14 protein-coding genes are annotated in these 20,073 nt (G+C 67.7%); 6 read left to right on the plus strand and 8 right to left on the minus strand.

Annotation, left to right across the window (positions count from 1 at the left end; translation table 11 throughout):
- Positions 1-48 precede the first annotated feature (48 nt).
- From CBY09_RS16465 to CBY09_RS16490, 6 genes are all read right to left on the minus strand, one after another.
- Positions 49-4,728, minus strand: a complete 4,680-nt coding sequence (locus tag CBY09_RS16465; protein ID WP_094290664.1) for a LamG-like jellyroll fold domain-containing protein — start codon at positions 4,726-4,728, stop codon at positions 49-51.
- Positions 4,729-4,920: 192 nt separating this feature from the next.
- Positions 4,921-5,775, minus strand: a complete 855-nt coding sequence (locus CBY09_RS16470) for a class I fructose-bisphosphate aldolase (protein ID WP_094290665.1) — start codon at positions 5,773-5,775, stop codon at positions 4,921-4,923.
- 53 nt (positions 5,776-5,828) lie between these two features.
- Positions 5,829-6,836: an aldo/keto reductase gene (locus tag CBY09_RS16475; RefSeq protein ID WP_094290666.1), complete on the minus strand. Its 1,008-nt coding sequence runs from the start codon at positions 6,834-6,836 to the stop codon at positions 5,829-5,831.
- On the minus strand, positions 6,833-7,873 hold the full coding sequence (locus CBY09_RS16480) for an ABC transporter permease (RefSeq protein WP_094290667.1): 1,041 nt from the start codon (positions 7,871-7,873) through the stop codon (positions 6,833-6,835). The genes CBY09_RS16475 and CBY09_RS16480 overlap by 4 nt, the downstream gene beginning before the upstream one ends.
- Positions 7,870-9,390 (minus strand): sugar ABC transporter ATP-binding protein, encoded by a 1,521-nt coding sequence (locus CBY09_RS16485; protein ID WP_094290740.1) that lies wholly within the window; start codon positions 9,388-9,390, stop codon positions 7,870-7,872. The genes CBY09_RS16480 and CBY09_RS16485 overlap by 4 nt, the downstream gene beginning before the upstream one ends.
- 11 nt (positions 9,391-9,401) lie before the next feature.
- Positions 9,402-10,448 carry a substrate-binding domain-containing protein gene (locus CBY09_RS16490; protein WP_094290668.1) on the minus strand — a complete coding sequence of 349 codons (1,047 nt, stop codon included), beginning with the start codon at positions 10,446-10,448 and terminating at the stop codon, positions 9,402-9,404.
- Positions 10,449-10,629: 181 nt separating this feature from the next.
- Here CBY09_RS16490 and CBY09_RS16495 point away from each other — a divergent pair, with 181 nt between their 5' ends.
- Genes CBY09_RS16495 through CBY09_RS16505 form a run of 3 tightly spaced genes read left to right on the plus strand, consistent with a single transcriptional unit; the run spans position 10,630 to position 14,700 of the window.
- Positions 10,630-12,174, plus strand: coding sequence for an FGGY family carbohydrate kinase (locus CBY09_RS16495; RefSeq protein WP_094290669.1), 1,545 nt, complete (start codon positions 10,630-10,632; stop codon positions 12,172-12,174).
- Positions 12,171-13,943 carry a glycerol-3-phosphate dehydrogenase/oxidase gene (locus CBY09_RS16500; protein ID WP_094290670.1) on the plus strand — a complete coding sequence of 591 codons (1,773 nt, stop codon included), beginning with the start codon at positions 12,171-12,173 and terminating at the stop codon, positions 13,941-13,943. The genes CBY09_RS16495 and CBY09_RS16500 overlap by 4 nt, the downstream gene beginning before the upstream one ends.
- A 1-nt stretch (position 13,944) precedes the next feature.
- Positions 13,945-14,700: a GntR family transcriptional regulator gene (locus tag CBY09_RS16505; RefSeq protein ID WP_094290671.1), complete on the plus strand. Its 756-nt coding sequence runs from the start codon at positions 13,945-13,947 to the stop codon at positions 14,698-14,700.
- A gap of 133 nt (positions 14,701-14,833) precedes the next feature.
- Here the strand turns inward: CBY09_RS16505 and CBY09_RS16510 are convergent, their stop codons facing one another.
- Both CBY09_RS16510 and CBY09_RS16515 read right to left on the minus strand, forming a co-directional pair.
- Positions 14,834-15,127, minus strand: coding sequence for a DUF4148 domain-containing protein (locus CBY09_RS16510; protein WP_094285955.1), 294 nt, complete (start codon positions 15,125-15,127; stop codon positions 14,834-14,836).
- A gap of 92 nt (positions 15,128-15,219) precedes the next feature.
- Positions 15,220-15,507, minus strand: a complete 288-nt coding sequence (locus CBY09_RS16515; RefSeq protein WP_094290672.1) for a DUF4148 domain-containing protein — start codon at positions 15,505-15,507, stop codon at positions 15,220-15,222.
- Between the two features lie 501 nt (positions 15,508-16,008).
- Here CBY09_RS16515 and CBY09_RS16520 point away from each other — a divergent pair.
- The 3 genes from CBY09_RS16520 (at position 16,009) to CBY09_RS16530 (ending at position 19,921) form a co-directional block, all read left to right on the plus strand.
- Complete coding sequence (locus tag CBY09_RS16520) at positions 16,009-17,319, plus strand: HD-GYP domain-containing protein (RefSeq protein ID WP_094290673.1); 1,311 nt, start codon at positions 16,009-16,011, stop codon at positions 17,317-17,319.
- A 252-nt stretch (positions 17,320-17,571) separates the two neighbouring features.
- The gene (imuA, locus tag CBY09_RS16525; RefSeq protein ID WP_108723926.1) at positions 17,572-18,441 is read left to right on the plus strand and encodes a translesion DNA synthesis-associated protein ImuA; all 870 of its coding nucleotides are present in this window, start codon (positions 17,572-17,574) and stop codon (positions 18,439-18,441) included.
- Positions 18,404-19,921, plus strand: a complete 1,518-nt coding sequence (locus CBY09_RS16530; protein ID WP_094290674.1) for a DNA polymerase Y subunit UmuC family protein — start codon at positions 18,404-18,406, stop codon at positions 19,919-19,921. The genes imuA and CBY09_RS16530 overlap by 38 nt, the downstream gene beginning before the upstream one ends.
- Positions 19,922-20,073 lie beyond the last annotated feature (152 nt).

Raw genomic sequence — 20,073 nt, forward strand, 5'->3', positions numbered from 1 at the left:
GCCCCGGCTTTTTTTGCTCGTAGAGTCCCCAGAGTCTGGGGATAACGGTCAGGGCAACTGGAGCCAGTTCTGGTTGTTGCCCGCGTTGCAGGTCCAATTAAGCAGGGGGATGTCCTGCGCAGTCGAGTTGTTGGGCACATCGAGACAGGCGCCCGATGCGCGGTTGCGCAGCGTCGATCCGGACAATGTCCACTGCGCTGTGTTGCCCACCGTGCAGGCCAGCTGCACCACACTGGCGCCACTTGCCGCCATGCTGTCCTGTGCCAGGCAGAGGTTACTGTGGCGTGCGACCAGTTGTACATAGCCGCCTGCCACGCTGCGCACGGTGAAGGTTTCATTGCCGGCCGTGCCGCAGGGCCATTGGATGGCCACTGCGCCGACATTGACCGATGCCCCTCGGATGTTGACGCACAGATTGCTGTGGTTGGAGCGCAGGCGCGTGGTGTAGTCGGCAGCGGTGTCTAGCGAGCGCACATAAGCCGCCAGCGCCTGCCGGTCCGCGGCAGGCAAACCTGCGGCGTTACCGTGGCCATCGGTGATCAGATCCAGCACGCTGGCCTTCTGTCCGTTGTGCAGGTAGGACTTGGCCGCCCAGCTACCCAGCAGGGTGGGTGTGTCGAAACCGATGCCAGCCAGCGGCTGGTTGCCGCCTTTGCCCGACGAGGGCTGGATGCTGCCCACATCGTGCCGGAGGCCGTCCTGGAAGGTGCCGCCCGCATGGCAGCTGGCGCAGTTGGCGCTGGCGAACAGGGTCTGACCGCGTGCGGCCTCCACTGTCAGGCTGCCATCGGCCGCACGCGCCGGGCTGCGCAGGTACTTGTTGAGCGAGGCCAGGTAGGCTGCGAGGTCGTCGAGCTGCGCGTTGCGTCCGGCCTTGGGGGCGCCTAGCGGATCGGCCGTGGCGGCAAAGTCGGCATCGCTCAGGAAGCCAGTGCCACCGAACGCGCTGCGCATGTCGTTCTCGAAGTCCTGCACCTCGTCAAAGTTGGCGCTCCAGTGCAGCTTGCCGTGGCCGGTGCCGCGCCTGCCTTGCAGGCTGATGGTGCGGCGCAGGCCCTCGCCCCGCTGGGTGAAGTCCCAGACCATGCCGTCGTCGCCGCCGTCGGCATGGCAGCTGGCACAGGACATGTAGTTGTCCTTGCTCATGCGCCGGTCCGCCGCGTTGTAGAACACCAGTTTGCCGCGCAGCGCGGCTGCCGCCAGGGGCTCCTGCGCCACGGTGGTGATGTTCTGCAGGAACACCGCTGCAGCGCTGCGCGAGGTCAGCACGTCGGCCACGTCGTGCACGGTGACCGAGCGCGCGAGGAAGTTGTTCACGAACAGGCGCTTGCGCGTGGCGTCCAGGTACAGGCCATGCGGCGCGCTGCTGGCATTGATCTCGCCACGCACGGCGCGGGTGTAGGCATCGACGATGGCGATGTTGTTGCCCTCCATCTGCGCCACGAACAAATAGTCGCCAGCAGGGGAGAAGAGGGCGGCGCGTGCCGGGGCCCGGTCGTCGAAGTCGATCTGCTCGGGCAGCAGGTGCGTGGCCTGCGCCAGATCCACCTGCGAGAGGATGGAGCGCACCGTCTGATCGTGCAGCAGATCCTTACCGTCGCGGAACCGGCCACGCACGACGTTGTCCTTCTTGCCGGGCAGCACCGCACGCGATCCATCGGGCGAGATCACCACCTGGCTCAGGTAGTTGGCCACTCCACGCGCGCTGTTCTCGGTGTCCACGGTGGTGGTGTCCACCGGCAGGGCAATCGTGGACAGCAGTTGCAGTCCATTGAGTCCCACCTTGTGCAGCTGGCCGCCCGTCATCTTCGATTTGAAGCGGGTGACGTAGGCCGTCTGCGAGTCTGCCGCCACCGCAATCCCGCGCACGTCGCCGTCGAGAACCAGCGTGCCGGTGGTGTTGCCAGTGGTGGGGTCGAATGCCATCAGCGTGGACTTGCTCTCCAGCGTCAGCAGGCCGGTGGTTCCGTTGGGGGTGAAGGCCACGCCGTACGGGCCGCTGCCGTAGGGCAGTGCCACGGTGGCGGCGACGGTGCCATCGGACGGATTCAACGCCACCAGCTTGTCTTCGCCCTGCACTGTCACCCAGATGCGCCCGTCGGGCGCGCGGGCCAGGGTCTTGGGCTCGTCGCCCACCCGCTGCTCCCAGCGCTTGGTGAGTGCCTGGGCATCGATGGCGGCCACCGTGCCGCTGTCCGGGTTAACGCTGTAGACGGTGTTGGCATCTCCCACGATGTTGCTGGAGTGTGTGGGTGCCACGGCAGTTGTCGGGAACACCACCGTCACGGTGAACGTGTAATAGGTCTCCTGGCCACCCGCGTCGCGCACCGTCAGCGTGACGGTGTAATGGCCCGGGCGGTTGTAGCTGTAGGTGACTCGGGGTTGGCTCAGGAAATCCGTCTGTGTGCCGTTGCCGAAGTTCCAGCGGTAGGTGGCGCCGCTGCCCCCGCCCAGCCGGCTTGGGTCGAAGGTGAGTTGCCCGTTCACGAACTGTGTCCCGTTGCTCACCCCGGCATCGCCGATGAGAGCCTGTGACTGCAGTTGCGTGACATCGGCATCGCTGAGCACACGGCCATACACACGCAGGTCGGCCAGGGTGCCCCGGAAGAAGTCGCTGGTGCCTTGGAGCTGGCCCAGCAGCGCAAACTTGTTGTTCAAGCCCTTGGTGCCGGTGAGGCCGGTGGACGTGGTCTTCACGCCGTCGATGTACATCGTCTGCACGCCTGAGGCCGCGTCGCGCGTCATCACCACGTGGTGCCAGTTGCCATCGTTGACCGGCGCCCCGGAGCGTGTGCCGGGGTTGTTGGTCGCCACGTTTCCTACCGACAGATTCAGACGGCCGTTGTTGTCGATCCAGCCCCAGAACACATCGTCTGCACCCCCTGCCTGGTCGCGCCCGAAGATGCCAGGAGCCGTCCAGGGGTTGGGCGATCCGTTCTGTGTGGTTTTCATGTAGAAGGCTACAGACGCCGTGCCCCCCAGGGCTGTGGCCACGCTGTCGTTCTTGAGAACGACACCGGCGTTGCGCTGCGCGAAGTTCAGTCCGATGCTTTCGAAGCGGTCGGCGGCCGAGGTCGTGCCGTTGTTGGCGCCGATTTCATCGACCAGACTGCGGGTCAGTGGCCAGTGGTTCATCAGGCTGATATCGGTGGCGTTGCCGGTGTGGAACACCGCACGGTATTGGGTGGCGATGCCATTGCCTGCGTAGTCCTTCACGCCTCCAGCGGGCAGCAGGATCTCGTAGCTGGTGCCCGCTGAGAGTGGCTGGGCAGGATGGAAGTTGATGATGCCCAACTGCACACTGTAGGTGCCCTGCAAGGTGTTGCCGTTGACCGGGCGCACGATGAAGGTGGCGGAATTCACGCTCTCGGGCCGGATGCTGTCCGTCAGGCCCACACCGATGCGCGAGGTCAGTGCCTGCTGTTTCGCACCGTGGGCGGGCGAGGTCTGCTTGACGGCGGGCGGCGTGGTGTCGGGTGCTGTCTGGTGAACGATGAAGCCGCTGCCCGAACCGTGGTCGTTGCCGATGAACAGCAGGTTGCCCATGGGCGCGACCTGGCCGTGATCGGCGTGCGAGTATTCGGGGTCGTTGGTGGCAAACAGGCTGCCCTGGCCCACCTCGACATGGTTGAGCGGGTTGCTCACGTCCACCTTGTGCACCTTGAACTGCGCGCCCTGGAAGACGTAGTGGTCCTGCGTGCCGCAGTAAAGCTGCTCGTCGATGACCAGGCGGTTGTCCTCCGCCACGAACCGCGTGCGGTCCAGCAGATCGTAGCTGTACATCCTGGCGCCGCCACCGCGGGCCGAGGCATGCAGGTTGCGGCCATCGAAGCAGGTGGCGTAGTAGTTGGGGTTGGAGCCCACGGTGTCCAGCACCTTGGGGTTGAGCGGGTCGGAGATGTCCAGGCTGGCAAAACCATCGGTGTTGTCCATCGAGGTCAGCACCATGTGGTTGCCCATGGTGAAGATGGGGCCGACGCGAAAGCCGCCGAGCTCGCCCGTGGGCACCGGGTTGGGCTTGCCCGCGCCGCGGTTGGCGATGACGGCATTGGCCGGGTCACTGGCGTCCACGATGTACACGCCGTCGTTGGCCGATGCCACGTACACATAAGGGGCCTGCCACCACAGCTGCCAGGCCACGTTGGTGTAGTCGCCGCCGTTCACCGTGGGCAGGGAGAGCTTCTTGACCTGCTGGATGTTGTTGATGTCGGTGAAGTCCCAGAACTCGATGCCCTTTATGCTGGGCACCACCACGTACTGGCGGCCACCGATCTTGGCCGTGCCGAAGGCGTGTGCCTCGCGGAACTCCTTGGTGCGCCCTTCGGGCTCGTAGATCTTCTTGACGAGCACGATGGCGCGCGGGTTGGACACGTCGTAGAGCAGAAAGCCCCCCGGGCCCAGGCCGCTGTCGGGCGCGAAGGAGGTCAGGAAATAGCCGTTGAGCATGATGCCCACGTTCAGCCCGTAGTCCTTGCGGCCGGGGTAGGTGGCCGGCACGTCGCCCGAGGCCCGGGTGATCATGGAGACCGGCTTGAACAGCTCGGCCGAGGTGTAGGTGAGATTGCCCAGGCCTGGCCCTTGCAGTGGGAGAGGCGCCTCGCCGGCCCGCGTGACCGCTGCCGCCATGGTGGTGAGGGTGGTCATGGGGCTGACCCCCGTGATCGCCGCATGCGTGAGCAAGGTGGCGAACGGCAGCAGCAGTGCCATCAGGTAATACCGGATTTTCATCGTCGTCTCCTGTTTGTGTGGTTCTGTGTGAACCTTCTTCCTCGATCCTCGTGATCGCCCGCCGCAGGCGCGCACAGGTGCGCCAGGCCGGTGGCTCCCTCGCCACCGGCCGCCGGGCTTTCTCCTGGGGCCCTCTCTTCTTGTTCTGCTCTCTTCGGTGTGCACTCTTCTGCGCGCAATGCGCTTGTGGCCTCAGGACGCGTGCGTCCCCGTGCTGTAGATATCCCAGGCAGCCGCAGCGCTCGCACCGCGGTGGATCATGGCCATCAGCGCATCGACCACAGCCGAGGGCTTGGCATGCTGGTAGACGTTGCGGCCGTAGACCATGCCCACGGCGCCCTGGTCCAGCAGCACGCGCGAGCGCGCGAACACCTGCCGCAGGTCCTCGCGGCCACCGCCGCGCACCAGCACCGGGCAGCGCGCGGCCTGCACCACGCGGTGGAAATCGGTGGGGTCGGTGGTGGGGTCGGCCTTGACGATGTCGGCGCCCATCTCGCGCGCCAGGCGCACCAGGGTGACGATCTTCTCGGCGTCGCCATCGACCATGTAGCCGCCCTGGTCGCTGTGCGGGCGCATCACCAGCGGCTCGATCATCAGCGGCATGCCGTAGCGGTCGCAGTCGGCGCGCACGCGCGCGATGTTCTGCACGCACTGGCGGAACAGGTCGGGCTCATTGGGCAGCATGAACAGGTTGACCACCACGCAGGCCGCGTCGCGCTGCACGGCGGGCAGCACCGGGTCGTGCTCGTTCTGCAGCACGGCCCACATCACGCGGTGGGCCGTGGCGTTGTAGGGGTTGCCCATGTCCAGGCGCATCACCAGCGCGGGCTTGTTGCGGCCCGGGCGGTCCTGCAGCAGGTCGGCCTGGCCGTAGTTGAGCTGGATGGCATCGGGTGCAGCGGCGACGAGCTTGTCCATCACGCCGGGCATGTCCTCCAGGCCATTGAGGAAGCTGGGCTCATTGCACACGCCATGGTCCAGCGCGATGTCCAGGCAGCGCCCGTGGGTCAGCAAACGGTTCAGGCGCGCGGTCTTGTCTTTCGACATACGAAAAAATCCTTGGGTTGGGGTGTTGGGGTGTTGGGGAATATGCAGAGGGGTCAGGCCAGCGCCTTCAGGTGGGCGCTGGCGGCATCGTCGATGCGCTGCACGGCCTCCTCGGGCAGATCCAGGGCACCGGCGGTTGCGTTCTCGGTGGCCTGCGCCCGCGTGCGCGCACCGCACAGCGCCACCGAGACGCTGCCGCTGGCCAGCGTCCAGGCGATCATCAACTGCCCGAAGGAGCAGCCGAACTGCCGGCGCAGGGGCTCCAGCTCATCGAAGAAGGCCTGGAGCCGTGTGCGGTTGGCCGCACTGAAGCGTGGGTTGGTGGCGCGCTGGTCGTCGCCCGTGAACTGGCGCGCCGGGTCGATGGGGCCGGCCAGCAGGCCCAGCGCCAGCGAGGAATAGCCCAGGATGGCCACGTTGTTGCGGCCGCACAGGGGCAACAGGGTCTGCTCGATCTCGCGGTCGATCAGGCTGTAGCGCTCCTGCGCGGCATCCACGGGTCCATGGCGCAGGTACTCGGCCAGCGTCGGGGCGTCCACATTGCTCACGCCGATCGCGCGGATCTTGCCTTGCTTCTTGAGGCTGAGCAGCGCGTCCATGGTCTCTTCCACAGGCGTGGTGCTGTCCTGCCAGTGGGTGATGTACAGGTCGATGTAGTCGGTCTGCAGGCGCTTCAAGCTCTCCTCGACCTCGTGGAAGATCGACGCGCGGCCCAGGTGGCGGTAGACCGGGTGGCCGTCTTCGTCGAAGAAGTGCGTGCCCTGCTGCGTGTGCCAGACCAGGCCGCACTTGGTGGCGATCACGGCTTTGTGGCGGCGGCCCTTGAGCGCGGCGCCCACGAGGCGCTCGGAGGCACCTAGGCCGTAGGCCGGCGCGGTGTCGATCAGCGTCACCCCGGCGTCGAGCGAGGCGTGTATGGCTTGCGTGGCGGCAGCGCTGTCCTGCCCGCCCCACATCCAGCCGCCCATGGCCCAGGTGCCCAGGCCAATGGCCGAGCACTGGATGCCCGAGGGCCCCAGGGTGGTGGTCTTCATCGCGGCGTTCATCATCACAGCATTCATCGCTTGGTCTTTCGGGTGTTCATGAGGTGGTCGATGGTCACGGCGGCCAGCAGGATCAGGCCCTTGATCACGTCCTGCCAGTAGGGCGAGACATCCAGCAGGATCAGCGAGCTGGTCACCACCGAGAGCAGGGCCAGGCCCAGCACGGCGCCCAGCACCGTGCCCGAGCCGCCCTTGAGGCTGGCGCCGCCGATCACGGCGGCCGCGATCACGTTGAGCTCCATGCCCACCCCGAAGGTCGGCGTGGCGGCACCGAAGCGCGCGGTGTAGATCACGCCGGCCAGGCCCGCCGAGGCTGCGCACAGCACCGTGACCCAGAACTTCACGTGGCCCGTGCGGATGCCCGAGTACAGCGCCGCCTTCTCGTTGCTGCCGGTGTAGAACACGCGGCGCAGCAGGCTGGCGCGGCGCAGCACGAAGTCGCTGACCACCACGATGAAGAGGAAGATCAGGATCACCGCCGGAATGCCGAACAGGTTGCCCTGGCCGATGAACTTGAACGAGGCCGGCAGCGAAAACAGCGACTGCGGCGTGCCTTGCGTGAGCGCCAGGCACAGGCCGCGCACGATGACCATGAAGGCCAGCGAGGCGATGAAGTGGTTCAGCCCGATGCGCACCACGCAGCCGCCGATCATGGCGCCGATGAGGGCACTGGCCGCGATCGCAATGAGCCCGGCCGACCACGGGTCCAGGCCCATGAGGAACAGCTTGCCCGTGACCACCATGGCAAAGCAGACGACGGAGCCCACCGACAGGTCGATGCCACCCACGATGAGCAAAATGGTCATGCCCACGACCACGATGCCCTCGATGGAGAACGAGAGCAGCATGGCGCGGATGTTGTCCCAGGTCAGGAAGTAGGGCGAGGCGAAGCTCATGCCCACGCACAGCACCGCGATGATGACCAGGAGGCCCATTTCGCGCATGCTGGTGAGCTTGCTTCCGCCCGGCTTTCCGGGCCCTCCTGGTTGCCGGGTCTCGCGCAGGGGCTGCAGGCCGGCCACGCTGCCGGCATCCAGTTGTGCGGGGTGATTCATGCCATTTCCTCGTGTTGTCGTTCCAGTCCCGAGGCCAGCCGCAGCAGGGCCTCTTCCGTCATGTCCTTGTCTTGCACTTCGCCCGCGACGCGGCCGTCGCGGATGACCAGGGCCCGGTCGCACAGGCCGATGATCTCGGGCAGCTCCGAGGAGATGACCACCACGCCCACGCCTTGGCAGGCCAGGTCGCGCAGGATGTGGTGGATCTCCGACTTGGCCCCCACGTCCACGCCGCGCGTGGGCTCGTCCATCAGCAGCACGGCCGGGTTGGTGGCCAGCAGCTTGGCGATGGCCACTTTCTGCTGGTTGCCGCCGGAGAGGCTGGCCACCTCGATCTGCACGCCATCGGACTTGAGCTTCAGGCGCGTGCCCAGCTCCTGCGCCAGCCGGTGTTCGCTGGCGCGTTGCAGCAGACCGAAGCGTGAGCTCACGCGTGCCAGCGCCATCGACGCGATGTTCTGCGCGATCGGCAGGTCCAGGTAGACGCCCGCGGCCTTGCGGTCCTCGCTCAAATAGGCGATACCGGCGCGCAGCGCGTCGCTGTACTTGCGGATGGCCAGTGGCTTGCCGCTCAGGCGCACGCTGCCGCCGGTGGCGGGGCGCAGGCCGCACAGGGTCTGTGCCATCTCGCTGCGCCCGGCGCCCATGAGCCCGGCGATGCCCAGCACCTCGCCGCGCTGTACGGTGAACGAGACGCCGTGCACGCGCTCGCCATCGGCCAGGTCCTGCACCTCCAGCACGGGGGCTGTGGCACCGGCGTCCTGCTGCTTGGGCGGGTAGTAGTTGCCCAGGTCGCGCCCGACCATGCGGCGCACCAGGCCGTCGGCGTCGAGCTCCGACAGCGGGCCCGAATGCACGTTGCGCCCGTCGCGCAGCACGGTCACGCGCGTGCAGTGGGCAAAGATCTCGGCCATGCGGTGGCTGATGTAGATGATGCCGATGCCCTGGTCCTTGAGGTCGTGCAGCACGCGAAAGAGGGCGGCAGACTCGTTGTCGGTGAGCGCGGCGGTCGGCTCATCGAGGATCAGCACCTTGCAGTCGAGCGTGAGCGCCTTGGCGATCTCGATCAACTGCTGGCTGGAGATGGGCAGGTCGCCCACGCAGGCCGCAGGGTCGATGTCCTGGCCCAGCCGCTGCAGCACCCGGGTTGCGCGCTCGTTGAGGCTGGCGTAGTCCATCCATGCCTGCCGACCTGCATTGATCTCGGGCATGTAGATGTTCTCGGCCACGGTGGCGTCGGCGCACAGGGCGATTTCCTGGTGCACTAGGCCGATGCCCAGGCGCATGGCCTGGGCCGGCCCATCGATGGTGACCACGCGGCCGTCGAGCGCGATCTCGCCCGCGTCCGGCTGGTGGATGCCATCGATGATGTTCATCAGCGTGGACTTGCCCGCGCCGTTCTCGCCGCACAGGGCGTGGATCTCGCCCGCCTGCAGCGAGAAGTCCACGCCCGAGAGCGCATGCGAAGCGCCGAAGCGCTTGCAGATGCCGCGCAGCACGAGCAGGGGGGCATCCATGGTGGTGGTGCTCACTCGCTGATGCCCTTGGTGCCGCGGCGCGCGAGGTACTTGTCCCAGTAGAAGTCGTCGGCGTTGGCCTTGCTGACCACGGCCAGGCCGTTGTCCAGGAAGGGCACAGACATGGGATTGGTGCCGTTGCGCTTGGCATCGTTCATCGGGTCGATGAGGCCGGGGTTCTTGGCCAGGAACAGCATCATCATGCCCATGTAGCCCTGCATGCCCTGGTTGGGGTTGATGGCGCCGAACACGTCGCCGGACTTGATCATGTCCAGGATCTTGGCGTTCACGTCGCAGCACATCACCTTGATGTTCTTCTTGCTCTCGACCTTGGCCTGGGCGGCACCCAGGGCCGAATTGGCCTCGGGCATGAACAGGGCGCCCAGGTTGGGGTTGGCCTGCGCCAGGCTCTGCACGGCCTGGTAGGCCTTGTTGGGGTCCTGGTTGCTGGCGGCGCGGCCTACCAGCTTCATGCCGGGGTGCTTGGTCTTCATGCGGTTGATGAAGGCGGCGATGCGGCGGTCGTGGTTGTCCTGGCCGGGGTTCTCCAGCACGGCGAACTCGCCCTTGCCGTTCAGGGATGCCGCGATCGCGTCGGCCGCCTGGGCACCTTCGCGCTCGTTGTCCGAGGTGATGAAGGAGGTGCGCTTGGAGTTGGGCGAGTCGGCCGCGAAGGTGACCACCGGGATCCCCATCGCCGCAGCGCGGTTGATGGGTTCGATGAACGGGTCGGGGTTCATGGGGTGCAGCAGGATGCCGGCGGGCTTGCGGGCCAGCTCCTGCTCGAACGACGCCAGCTGCTTGTTCACGTCGTACTCCGGCGTGCCGGTGTAGCGGGTGCGCACGCCCAGGGTGCGGCCCAGCTGCTTCATCATTTCGTAGACCGGAAACCAGTATTCCACGCCCGAGACCATCACGTTCATCACGTAGACGTCGTTGGGATTGCCGCGCAGACCGCCCGCTGCTGCGGGGGTCGCTGCAGGCTGCTGTGCGAATGCGCTGGTGCCGGCCAGGCCGATACCGGCGGCGGCTGCGGACTTCAGGAAATTACGCCTCATTTTTTGTCTCCTCTTGTTGAACGGTGCAGCATGGGATGCTGCTTTCTCCAGGGCTGCGATGGGGTGCTTGGTGTCACGACAGTTGTTATGACAAGTAGAATGTAAGCGTGGATCGAATCTCCAGATAGTTAGGGGAAACACTACTGGATAATCCGGCTGGTTCGACGGAAGCTGTTATGACATGAAGACCCAACTACTGATCGGCATCGACCTCGGGTCGAGCAGCCTCAAAGCCCTGGCCCTGGAGGCCGCGAGCGGCCGCACCGTGGCCCTGTCCCGTTTGCCCCTGCAGCACGACCGCCTGCCCGGCGGTGGCTGCGAAGTGGGGGCGCCCATGATCCGCTCGGCCCTGTCCAGCGTGCTGCGCGATGTGGCGCACCAGCTGGGCAGCCGGGTGGACGATGTCCGCGCCATCGGCTGCACCGGGCATGGCGCCGGCCTGTACGCGCTGGATGCACGCCATGAACTGGCCGGCGGCCGTGCCGTGGCCTCGACCGACCAGCGCGCCGCGGCGCGGGCCCAGTCGCTTGCCGCCAGCCGCGGGCCTGAGCTCCTGGCCGAGGTGGGTTGCCAGCCCTGGCCGGGCCAGCCGACCGTGATTGCCGCCGAGTTGCTGGGCAGCGATGCGGTGCGCCGCGGCGCCCTGCAGCGGTTGATGTTTGCCAAGGACTATGTGGGCTTTCTGCTCAGCGGCGAGATCGCCACCGATGCCAGCGATGCCAGCACCGCAGGCCTGCTGTCGGTGGCCACGGGCACCTGGTCGCCGCTGGCCTTTGCCGCGTCGGGCATTGCTGGCCTGGCGCCCCAGGCCTTTGGGCCGCTGGTGCGCAGTGGCGAGGTCATCGGCACGGTGCAGCCGGCAGCAGCGTCCGCCTACGGCCTGCCGGCCGGTATTCCGGTGGCCATGGGCGCCATCGACCTCCTGGCCGCGATGACGGCGGTGCGGGCCGAGGAGCGGGGCCGTGCGGTCTCCGTGCTGGGAACCTGGTGCGTGAACGCCGTCATCGGCCCGGTGTTGTCGCCGGGGCCGGACGTGGCATCCACCGTCAATTTCGGCCTGCACGACCGGCGCCTGTACATGGAAAACAGCCCTTCGTCGATGGCCAACATCGCCTGGCTGGCCGGCGTGCTGGGCCTGCCCGATGCGCGCGCAGTGGTCGATCTGGCGATGTCGGTGCCGCTGGGGGCCGGGGGCCTGCGCTTCTTGCCCTTCGTGAATGGCGGCGGCGGCGTCACCGCGGGCTTCGTGGGCCTCAAGAGCCACCATACGCGCGGTGACATGGCGCGGGCCGTGGTCGATGCGGTGGCGGCGCTGCACGCACGCCACACGGCGCGCCTGGCGGCGGGCGGCTTGCCGGTCTCGGCCTCCACCGTGCTGGGCGGCGGCGCCAGCGATACGCGCCTGGTGCGCCTGCTGGCCGGCCTGCTGGGGCACCCGGTGGAGCGCTGCGCCGACGACGAGACCGGCGCGCGGGGTGCCGCGATCTACGCCGCGATGTCGCAGGGCATCGACGCGGCCCCCTTGTGCGCACCCTGCGACACGGTCGAACCCGATGCCGGCCAGGCCCGGGCCCATGCGGATTTCAACGCCGATTTCAACGAACTGATCACCACCATGTCCCCTGTCTTCGGCCACCTGGCCGGCCATGTGCCAGAGCGCGCGCCCGCACCCGCCACGCCGATCCCGGCGCCTGTTCCTGTGCAGCAGGTGGAGGCATTGCCATGAGCACCACGTCGGCACTGCCCTTCGTGCGCCCGGCCGCCGTGGCTGGCCGCCATTTCTCCACGGTGATCGTGGGCGCGGGCATCAATGGCGTGGGTGTATTCCGCGACCTGTCGCTGCAGGGGGTGGACTGTCTCATCGTCGACAAGGGCGATTTCAGCGCGGGTGCCAGCAGCGCGCCCTCGCGCATGATCCACGGCGGCCTGCGCTACCTGGAGAGCGGCAGTTTCTCGCTGGTGGCCGAGGCCACGCGCGAGCGCAACCTGCTGCTGCGCAACGCGCCGCACCTGGTGCAGCCGCTCAAGACCGTGGTGCCGCTGTCGAGCTTCTTCGGCGGGCTGATGAGCAGTGCGCTCAAGTTCCTGGGGCGCACCCCGCCCCAGCGCACGCGTGGCCTGCTGGCCGTGGCCACGGGCCTGCGCCTGTACGACCTGCTGGGCCGGCGCCAGCGCGTGATGCCCAACCACCGCATCAGCCGCGTGCAGCCGGCCGACCGCCAGCTGTTCCGCGCCGCCGTGCGCTGGACCGCAACGTTCTTCGACGCCTGGATCAGCCACCCCGAATGGCTGGTGCTGGAGCTGGTGCGCGATGCTTGCCGCGACCAGCCCCGCTCTGCAGCGGCCAACCACTGCCGGGTGATGGGCTGCGCGGGCAAGACCCTCACGCTGCGTGACGAGACCACGGGCGAGGTGGTACAGGTGACGGCCGATGCGGTGGTCAATGCCAGCGGCGCCTGGCTGGACCGCAGCACGGCACTGCTTGGCGGCGCCGTGCCGCGCGTGATGGGCACCAAGGGCTCGCACCTGGTGCTCGACCACCCGGCGCTGCGCGATGCCCTGCAGGGGCGGATGGCGTATTTCGAGGCGCTGGATGGCCGCGTGTGCATCGTTTACCCCTTCCTGGACCGCGTGCTCGTGGGTTCCACCGACATCCCGGTGGACGACCCCGACCAGATCGCCACCGAGCCGGCCGAGGTGGACTACCTGCTGGAGGTGCTGGGCGAGGTCTTCCCCAACCTGTCCTTCGGGCGCAAGGATGTGGTCTACACCTATGTGGGTGTGCGGCCTCTGGCGCGCTCGGATGCGGACAAGCCCGGGCAGATCTCGCGCGACCATTCGGTGGTGATCGACCCGCCGTCTCCTGCGCGCGACATTCCGGTCGTGGGCCTGGTGGGCGGCAAGTGGACCACCTTCCGTGCGCTGGCCGAAGAGGCCACCAACGAGGTGCTGCACCTGTTGGGTCGCGAGCGCACGGCCTCCACGCGGCAATTGCCGATTGGCGGGGGCTCGGGCATGCCGCAAGGCGGGCAGGCGACCGAGCATTTCATCGAGCGCATTGCCCGGGATGCGGGCCTGGCACGCGAGCGCGCCCAGGCGCTGCTGCGCCGCTACGGCTCCGAGGCCTTGCGCATGGCCCCGCATTTCAAGGTGGCAGGCGACGTGCCACTGCAGCATGCACCTGACTACTCGGCAGCCGAGGTGGCCTGGCTGTGCACCGAAACCGGTGTGATCCACCTCGACGACCTCGTGATCCGCCGCACGCTGCTGGCCATTCGCGGCCTGGTCACCGATGCCGCGCTGGCCGAGATGGCCGGCATTGCCGCAGAGGCTTTGGGCTGGGATGCAGGGCGCGAGCGGCAGGAGTTGCACAATTGCACCACTGCACTGCGCGAGCGCCATGGCGTGCGCCTGGCCCCCGCAGCCCCCGATTCCGATGCCGTGCCGGCTTTCCATGCACCTTTGACCACCCATCCGGCCCTGAGCCCGACATGACGTGAATTCTCCGAACGAACTCCAGCCGCTGCTCGACCGCAATTCCGAATCGCCCCTGTGGGCGCAGTTCCGCGATGCCCTGCGCCTGCAGATCCTGCAGGGTGATCTGGCCATCGGCGCCAAGCTGCCCTCCGAGGCCGAACTGGGCGAGCAGTTCGGCATCTCGCGCATCGTGGTGCGCGAGGCCCTGGCCGACCTGGTGCGCAACAACCTGATCTACAAGATCAAGGGCCGTGGCGCCTTTGTCGCGGCGCGTGAGCGCGACGAGGATTTCGTCTCCACCGTGCTCGGCTTTTCCGACGAAATGGAACGCAAGGGCCGCTCGGTGCGCACGCAGATCCTGTCGCAGCAATTGCGCGACCCCACGCCGCAGGAGATCAGCGCGCTGGGTCTCACCGACGACACCCAGGTCGTGGCCCTGAAGCGGCTGCGCAGCGTGGACGGCGAACTGCGCCTGCTGGTGGAGACCGTGGTGCCCGCCGACCTGGCGCCCGGCCTGCACCGCATGCGCCTGGACGACCGCTCGCTCTACGACGTGCTGCGCCGCCAGTACGGCGTGCGCCTGGTGCGCGCCGAGCGCTGGATCGACGCCGTGCTGCCCGATGCCGAGACTTGCGGCCTGCTGCAGCTGGAAACCCCTGAGCCGCTGCTGCGCATCGAGTCCATCGCCTATGGCGCCAATGGCCGGCGCCTGGAGTACTACAACGCCTTGCACCGCTGTAAATCAAGTCGGCTGCACGTGCAGACGACAACTTAGCGCCCCCTGGGCTGTGGGCTGTGCTCCTTCCGTACATCTGTCACATACAAAGACAACGGGCTCCCGAAGGAGCCCGTTGTCTTTGTGGTGCTGCCAGCCATGTCCTGCGACATCCTGGCAGGCAGCCGGTGGCTTACATGGCGCTGAATTCGCCCGAAGGGATCTGGCCCGTGCGCAGGGCTTCAGCAGCCTGGGCACGCACAGCAGCGCGGTCAGCGGTGGACTTGTAGGTCACCACGCGCGAACCAGCAGGCTCCTGGCTGCGGGTCTGTGCCACGGTAGCGGCTTCGGCAGCCACTTCAGCGCGGGTGCGGTTCGTGTCGAACTTCAGGGCAAATTGCGAGCTGTCGGCTTCGTCAGCGTGTGCGCCAAAGGCAGAGAAGGCAGCCACAGCGGCGATGGAGATGATGCGAGCGGTCTTGTTCATGGTGAAACTCCGGTGAAATTCAAAAAACAGGGATGTACTGGGCAATACGAAACAGGAAGGGCGGTGGATTCAGCGAATCAGGCGCTGACCAATCAGCCACGCTCGCCGTAAGCGATCTGGCCGGTGCGCACAGCGTCAGCAGCCTGGGCACGCACGGCAGCGCGGTCAGCGGTGCTCTTGTAGGTCACCACACGCGAACCAGCGGGCTCGATCGAGCGGGTCTGGGCGACGGTAGCGGCTTCCGCTTGCACTTCAGCGCGGGTGCGGTTGGTTTCGAATTGGGTGGCGAACTGCGAAGCATCGGCTTCGTCAGCGTGGGCGCCAAAAGAGGCGAAAGCAGCGACAGCGGCGATGGAGAGGAAACGTGCGGTGTTGTTCATGATGGATAAGTCCTTGAAGTTAAAGAAGCGTCTCAAAAAAACCGGAGCAAAGAGCAAAAACTGAAAGCTGCTTCAAACCGGGTTCGGTGAGTCGCCTTGCGGGTTCGGCTCATCGATGGGATGAACTGTACGCCGATGGTGTTCAGAGAAAAACTATCGAGTCGCGAACTAACTGTTCCAGTATTGTAAACAATCAGGGCGGAACTTTTCAGGGTTTACCCAAGCCTGAATGTCCGGAGTGGGCAAAAGGCGGGCTTTAGCCACCCATATCCCATGGAAACCCTGGTGCCAATTTGGAACGGTGGGATCGGCGGTTTTCCTGCCCGAAAAGCGCTGTCGCAGCAGGTGATCGTGCGAGCCCAGGCCGTGTAATACCGCCCTTGGCAGGCCGTGGGCAGCGCTTGATATGCATCAAGACAGTGCCGTGCCGAAGAGCGTTTTGTTTGAGTGCCCGGCAAGAGAACGTCATATAGTCCGAGGTAACGATTTGTTGTTCCTCGCATGACAGACCCCCTCGATTCGGCGGACATTGACACCGCCGACAGCCCTCATTACCTGCGCGCGCTGACCGACATGGCCGACCGCCGCACGGTGGTCGCGGACGCTGCCATCTACACCGACAACGGCATCAAACTGGTGGAGAAGGGCGCCCGCATCGACAGTCGCCTGTATGACCGCCTGGTGCAGCACAAGCTGCGCGAGCCCATCGACCGCCACCTGTCCATAGAAAACCCTGTGGACGTGCCCGCCCTGCTGGCAGCCGGGCAGGCGCTCATTGCAGAGGAGGCCTTGCCCAACATGCTGGCCGAGGCGCTGGGCCCCTCGGCGGCCCGCCTGCTGGCGCCGCTGCGCTCCTTGCCCCTGCCAGCGCCCATGGCCTGCAAGCTCACGGTCATGCGCGACCAGCGCCCCGAGTTGTTCGAGCACAGCCTGCAGATGATGACCGTGGCCATGTTCCTGGGCATCAAGAGCGGTCTGGCAGAGCGCGACTGCGGCACCCTGGCGGCTGCGGCCTTGTTGCACGACCTGGGCGTGCTGCACATGGACCCGGCCTGGAGCGACCCCGACCACAAGGTGGTGGGTGTGCAGCGCAAGCACCTGGTGGCGCACCCCATCACAGCCATGCTGATGATCCGCGACACCAAGGTGTACGCCCGTGCCGCCGAGGTGGCGGTGCTGGAGCACCACGAGCGCATGGATGGCAGCGGCTACCCGCGTGGCCTCGCCGGTGCCGACATCACGCCCATGGGGCGCATCCTGTTGCTGGCCGAGGTGGTGACAGCGTTCTACGAAAAATACGAAGACATGCCCGCGCAGCGGCTGTCGCTGGTACTGCGGCTCAACCACCGCAAATTCCCTTCCGCGCTCGTGGCCCACATCCTGCCGCTGCTGCAGGAAGAGGTGGCACGCGAATCGGCCCTGATGCCGCTGGGCAATGATGCTCCGCGCCAGATTGACCTGCTGGCAGAAGCCTTCACTTATTGGGACCAGCTCAAGGCCGCCTTGCCCCCAGGGGCTGCCAAGGTCCCTGCAGACAGCGCCTTTGCATTCACCGACTCCCGCTTGCTGGCCTTGCAGAAAGCCTTGATCGAAGCGGGTTCCCACCCCCGGCACCAGGGCGAATTGCTGGCGCAGTTGCAGGGCGATGCCATCGGCATGGCCGAAGTGGCCCTGGTGGGGCGGGAGGCGCTCTGGCAACTGCAAAGCATTCTGAACGCCAGCCACCGCCGCTGGCCTCAGCTGTCGGACCGCACCACGCCCATGGATGCGGCCGTGGCCGACTGGTGCGATTGGGCGCTTCGGCGGCTCTGATACGCCCCAAGGCGCGTGCAGAGGGCTCCCGGGTGATCCCCTGCCGCGCAGGCTGAATCGTTTCTCCGTCGCCACGGAGTCAACCGGTTGGCTTGACCGTGGCAGGCAGCCCTCAGGTCTCCTTGGCCTTGCCCGTCAGCACCCGCAGGCCCGAGCCCCTTCGATGCTGTGGCCTTCCTCGCCTGGCTCGTCACGCTTCAAAATACTGGTTATATTTACAGTATTCCTGTTCTTTGAAGCTTTGCCCCCGCCATGCCCGCGCCCAGCCTGTCCTTGCGGATTGCGCCCGATCTGCCCTCTGCCGTGCCCGGTGTCTGGCATGCCGATGCCCTGGGTGCGGGCCCGCAGGCGACCCAGCCCACGGGGCATGCGTTGCTGGACGCCCAACTGCCCGGCGGGGGCTGGCCGGTGGGGGCGTTGTGCGAGGTGCTGCAGCCTCTGGCGGGCCTGCATGAATGGCAACTGGTATTGCCCGCGCTGGCGCAGGCCACGGCCCGCCGCGCAGGGGCCGTGGTGGCGGTGGCGCCCCCTTGCGAGCCCTTTGGCCCGGCACTGAAAGCGCAGGGGCTGCCGCCCGAGCGGCTGTGTGTGGTGCGGGCCGACAGCGCCCGTGCGGCATTCTGGGCGGCCGAGCAGGCGCTGCGGTGCGGCGATGTGCTGGCCGTCATGGCTTGGCTGCCGCAGGCACCCGCTGCAGCTCTGCGCAGGCTGCAGCTGGCGGCAGCGCAGCAACAGCAACTGCTGTGGGTGTTTCGCCCGATCAGCGCCGCGCCACAGGCATCGCCAGCCCTGCTGCGGCTTCAGGTGCAGGGGTGGTGGCTGTCTGCCGATACATCCGCGCCTGCCGCGCCCGGTATGCAGGTGCAGATCCTCAAGCGCCGGGGGCCGCCCCTGGTGCAGGCGCTGGACCTGCCGGGCTGCCACCCCCGGCTGGCGCAGGCCCTGGCGGCGCAGGCCGAGCGCCGCCATGCCGCACAGGTGGTGGCCCGCGCCATGGTGGCGCGCTACAACGCAGCGGCCCCGGGGGGGCAGGCGGCGCCCATGCGCCCGGAGCCTGCGATGGTTGCGCTGCAGGGGAGGGGGCATGCACTGGATCGCATTGCCGCTGCCATGGCGGGATGAGCCCGCCACCAGCCCGGCTAGTACCGGGGCGGCGGCTGCGGCTGGCACGATGGCTGCGCCCGCCGCAGGCTGGTGGGCCCTGCGCTTTACCCCGCGCGTGGCGCTGATGGATGGCGACACTGTGCTGCTGGAGGTTTCGACCACCGAACGACTCTGGGGCGGGCGTGATGCCTTGCTGACCCTGGTGTTGCAGGCCTGGGCCGAAGCTGCGGGGGGGCTGGGCACACCGCCACAACCCCCGGGCATGCTGCCCCCCTGGGGCAGCGGCCCCACCGCGCTGGTGGCGCAAGCCTGGCTGCGCATGGCGCTGGCCGGGCATGCACCACGGGGGCAACAAGAGCCAGCGGTGCACACCCTGCCTTTGCACACCCTGACTGCCTTGCACCCGCATGTGGACAGCCTGGAGCGCATGGGCTGCCGCACCTGGGGCGCCTTGCGGGCGCTGCCGCGTGCCGGGCTGGCCCGGCGCCTGGGGGCCGGGGTGCTGCGGGTGCTGGACCAGGCCCTGGGCGAAGCCCCCGAAGCCCATGCCTGGCTGGAGCTGCCCGAGCAGTTTGCGCTGGCCGCCGAATTGCCTGCGCTGGCCACCTCGGCCGATGCCCTGCTGTGGAGCGCCCACCGCTGCCTCACGGCCCTGCAGGGCTGGCTGCAGGCGCGCCAGCAGGGGGCGCTGGCGCTGGAGCTGGCCTGGCGCCACGACCTGCGGCGCATCGACGGGGTGGTGATTGCCCCCACGCAGGCCTTGCAGGTGCGTACCGCCCAGGCCACGCAGGACATGGCGCACCTGCGGCGTCTGCTGGCTGAAAACCTGGCGCGCACCACCCTGGCCGCACCGGCCAACCAGATCACGCTGCGCCTGCTGGAGTCGGCCCCGCTGCCGCACCGCAGTGCCAGCCTGCTGCCGCCCGGCGATCATGGTGGCGGTTGCCCTGGCGGTGCCGACAACCCCGCGCCCCCAGGCGAAGCCTTGCACCAGCTGCTGGAGCGCCTGTCGGCCCGCCTGGGGCCCGAGCAGGTGCAGGCCCCCGTGCTGATGGCCGACCACCGCCCCGAGCACATGCAGCAGTGGCGCCCCGCAGCCGAGGTGCTGGGCCGCCCGCCCGCCCGGCGCTCTGCCATCGCCAGCGCAGGCGGCGGGGCCGAGGCCACGCTGGATGCCAGCCCCGACGCCTTGCTGCTGCCCCCCTGGCTGCTGAACCCGCCCCAGCGGCTGGCCGTGCAGGGCAACCGCCCCTGCCACCATGGCCTGCTGCGCCTGCTGGCCGGGCCCCACCGCTTCGAGGCGGGCTGGTGGTCTGCGGGCGAGGGCGGGGCCGACCCCGCACACCCCGGCACCGGCCTGGCCTTGCGCGACTACTTTGTGGCGCACAACGCGGTGGCGGGCCTGGTGTGGGTGTTCCGCGAGCGGCTGGCGCCGCTGCCCGATGGTGCGCAAGGGCTGGCGCGGCCTCCTCGCTGGTTTCTCCATGGTGTTTTTTGAAGCACCCCCTGTACGGCTCCCCCCGCTCTCGCAGCGCTGTGTGCTGCGGGCAGGAGGATGCCGCCAGCGCGGCGGGGTGGCCCTTGTGTGGCGGCCTCCATCTGGGGCACGGTTTCAGGCCCGGTGGATGGCGTGCAGCGCCATGGAGAAAG

It is taken from the genome of Acidovorax kalamii, assembly GCF_002245625.1.
Classification (GTDB): Bacteria; Pseudomonadota; Gammaproteobacteria; order Burkholderiales; family Burkholderiaceae_C; genus Acidovorax; species Acidovorax kalamii.

Excerpts from the sequence above, each read along its gene's own strand:
- CBY09_RS16470 (WP_094290665.1), bottom strand. The coding sequence starts at position 5,775 with ATGTCGAAAGACAAGACCGCGCGCCTGAACCGTTTGCTGACCCACGGG.
- CBY09_RS16490 (WP_094290668.1), bottom strand. The coding sequence starts at position 10,448 with ATGAGGCGTAATTTCCTGAAGTCCGCAGCCGCCGCCGGTATCGGCCTG.
- CBY09_RS16465 (WP_094290664.1), bottom strand. The coding sequence starts at position 4,728 with ATGAAAATCCGGTATTACCTGATGGCACTGCTGCTGCCGTTCGCCACC.
- imuA (WP_108723926.1), top strand. The coding sequence starts at position 17,572 with ATGCCCGCGCCCAGCCTGTCCTTGCGGATTGCGCCCGATCTGCCCTCT.
- CBY09_RS16510 (WP_094285955.1), bottom strand. The coding sequence starts at position 15,127 with ATGAACAAGACCGCTCGCATCATCTCCATCGCCGCTGTGGCTGCCTTC.
- CBY09_RS16485 (WP_094290740.1), bottom strand. The coding sequence starts at position 9,390 with ATGGATGCCCCCCTGCTCGTGCTGCGCGGCATCTGCAAGCGCTTCGGC.
- CBY09_RS16500 (WP_094290670.1), top strand. The coding sequence starts at position 12,171 with ATGAGCACCACGTCGGCACTGCCCTTCGTGCGCCCGGCCGCCGTGGCT.
- CBY09_RS16480 (WP_094290667.1), bottom strand. The coding sequence starts at position 7,873 with ATGAATCACCCCGCACAACTGGATGCCGGCAGCGTGGCCGGCCTGCAG.
- CBY09_RS16475 (WP_094290666.1), bottom strand. The coding sequence starts at position 6,836 with ATGAATGCTGTGATGATGAACGCCGCGATGAAGACCACCACCCTGGGG.
- CBY09_RS16530 (WP_094290674.1), top strand. The coding sequence starts at position 18,404 with ATGCACTGGATCGCATTGCCGCTGCCATGGCGGGATGAGCCCGCCACC.
- CBY09_RS16495 (WP_094290669.1), top strand. The coding sequence starts at position 10,630 with ATGAAGACCCAACTACTGATCGGCATCGACCTCGGGTCGAGCAGCCTC.
- CBY09_RS16520 (WP_094290673.1), top strand. The coding sequence starts at position 16,009 with ATGACAGACCCCCTCGATTCGGCGGACATTGACACCGCCGACAGCCCT.
- CBY09_RS16515 (WP_094290672.1), bottom strand. The coding sequence starts at position 15,507 with ATGAACAACACCGCACGTTTCCTCTCCATCGCCGCTGTCGCTGCTTTC.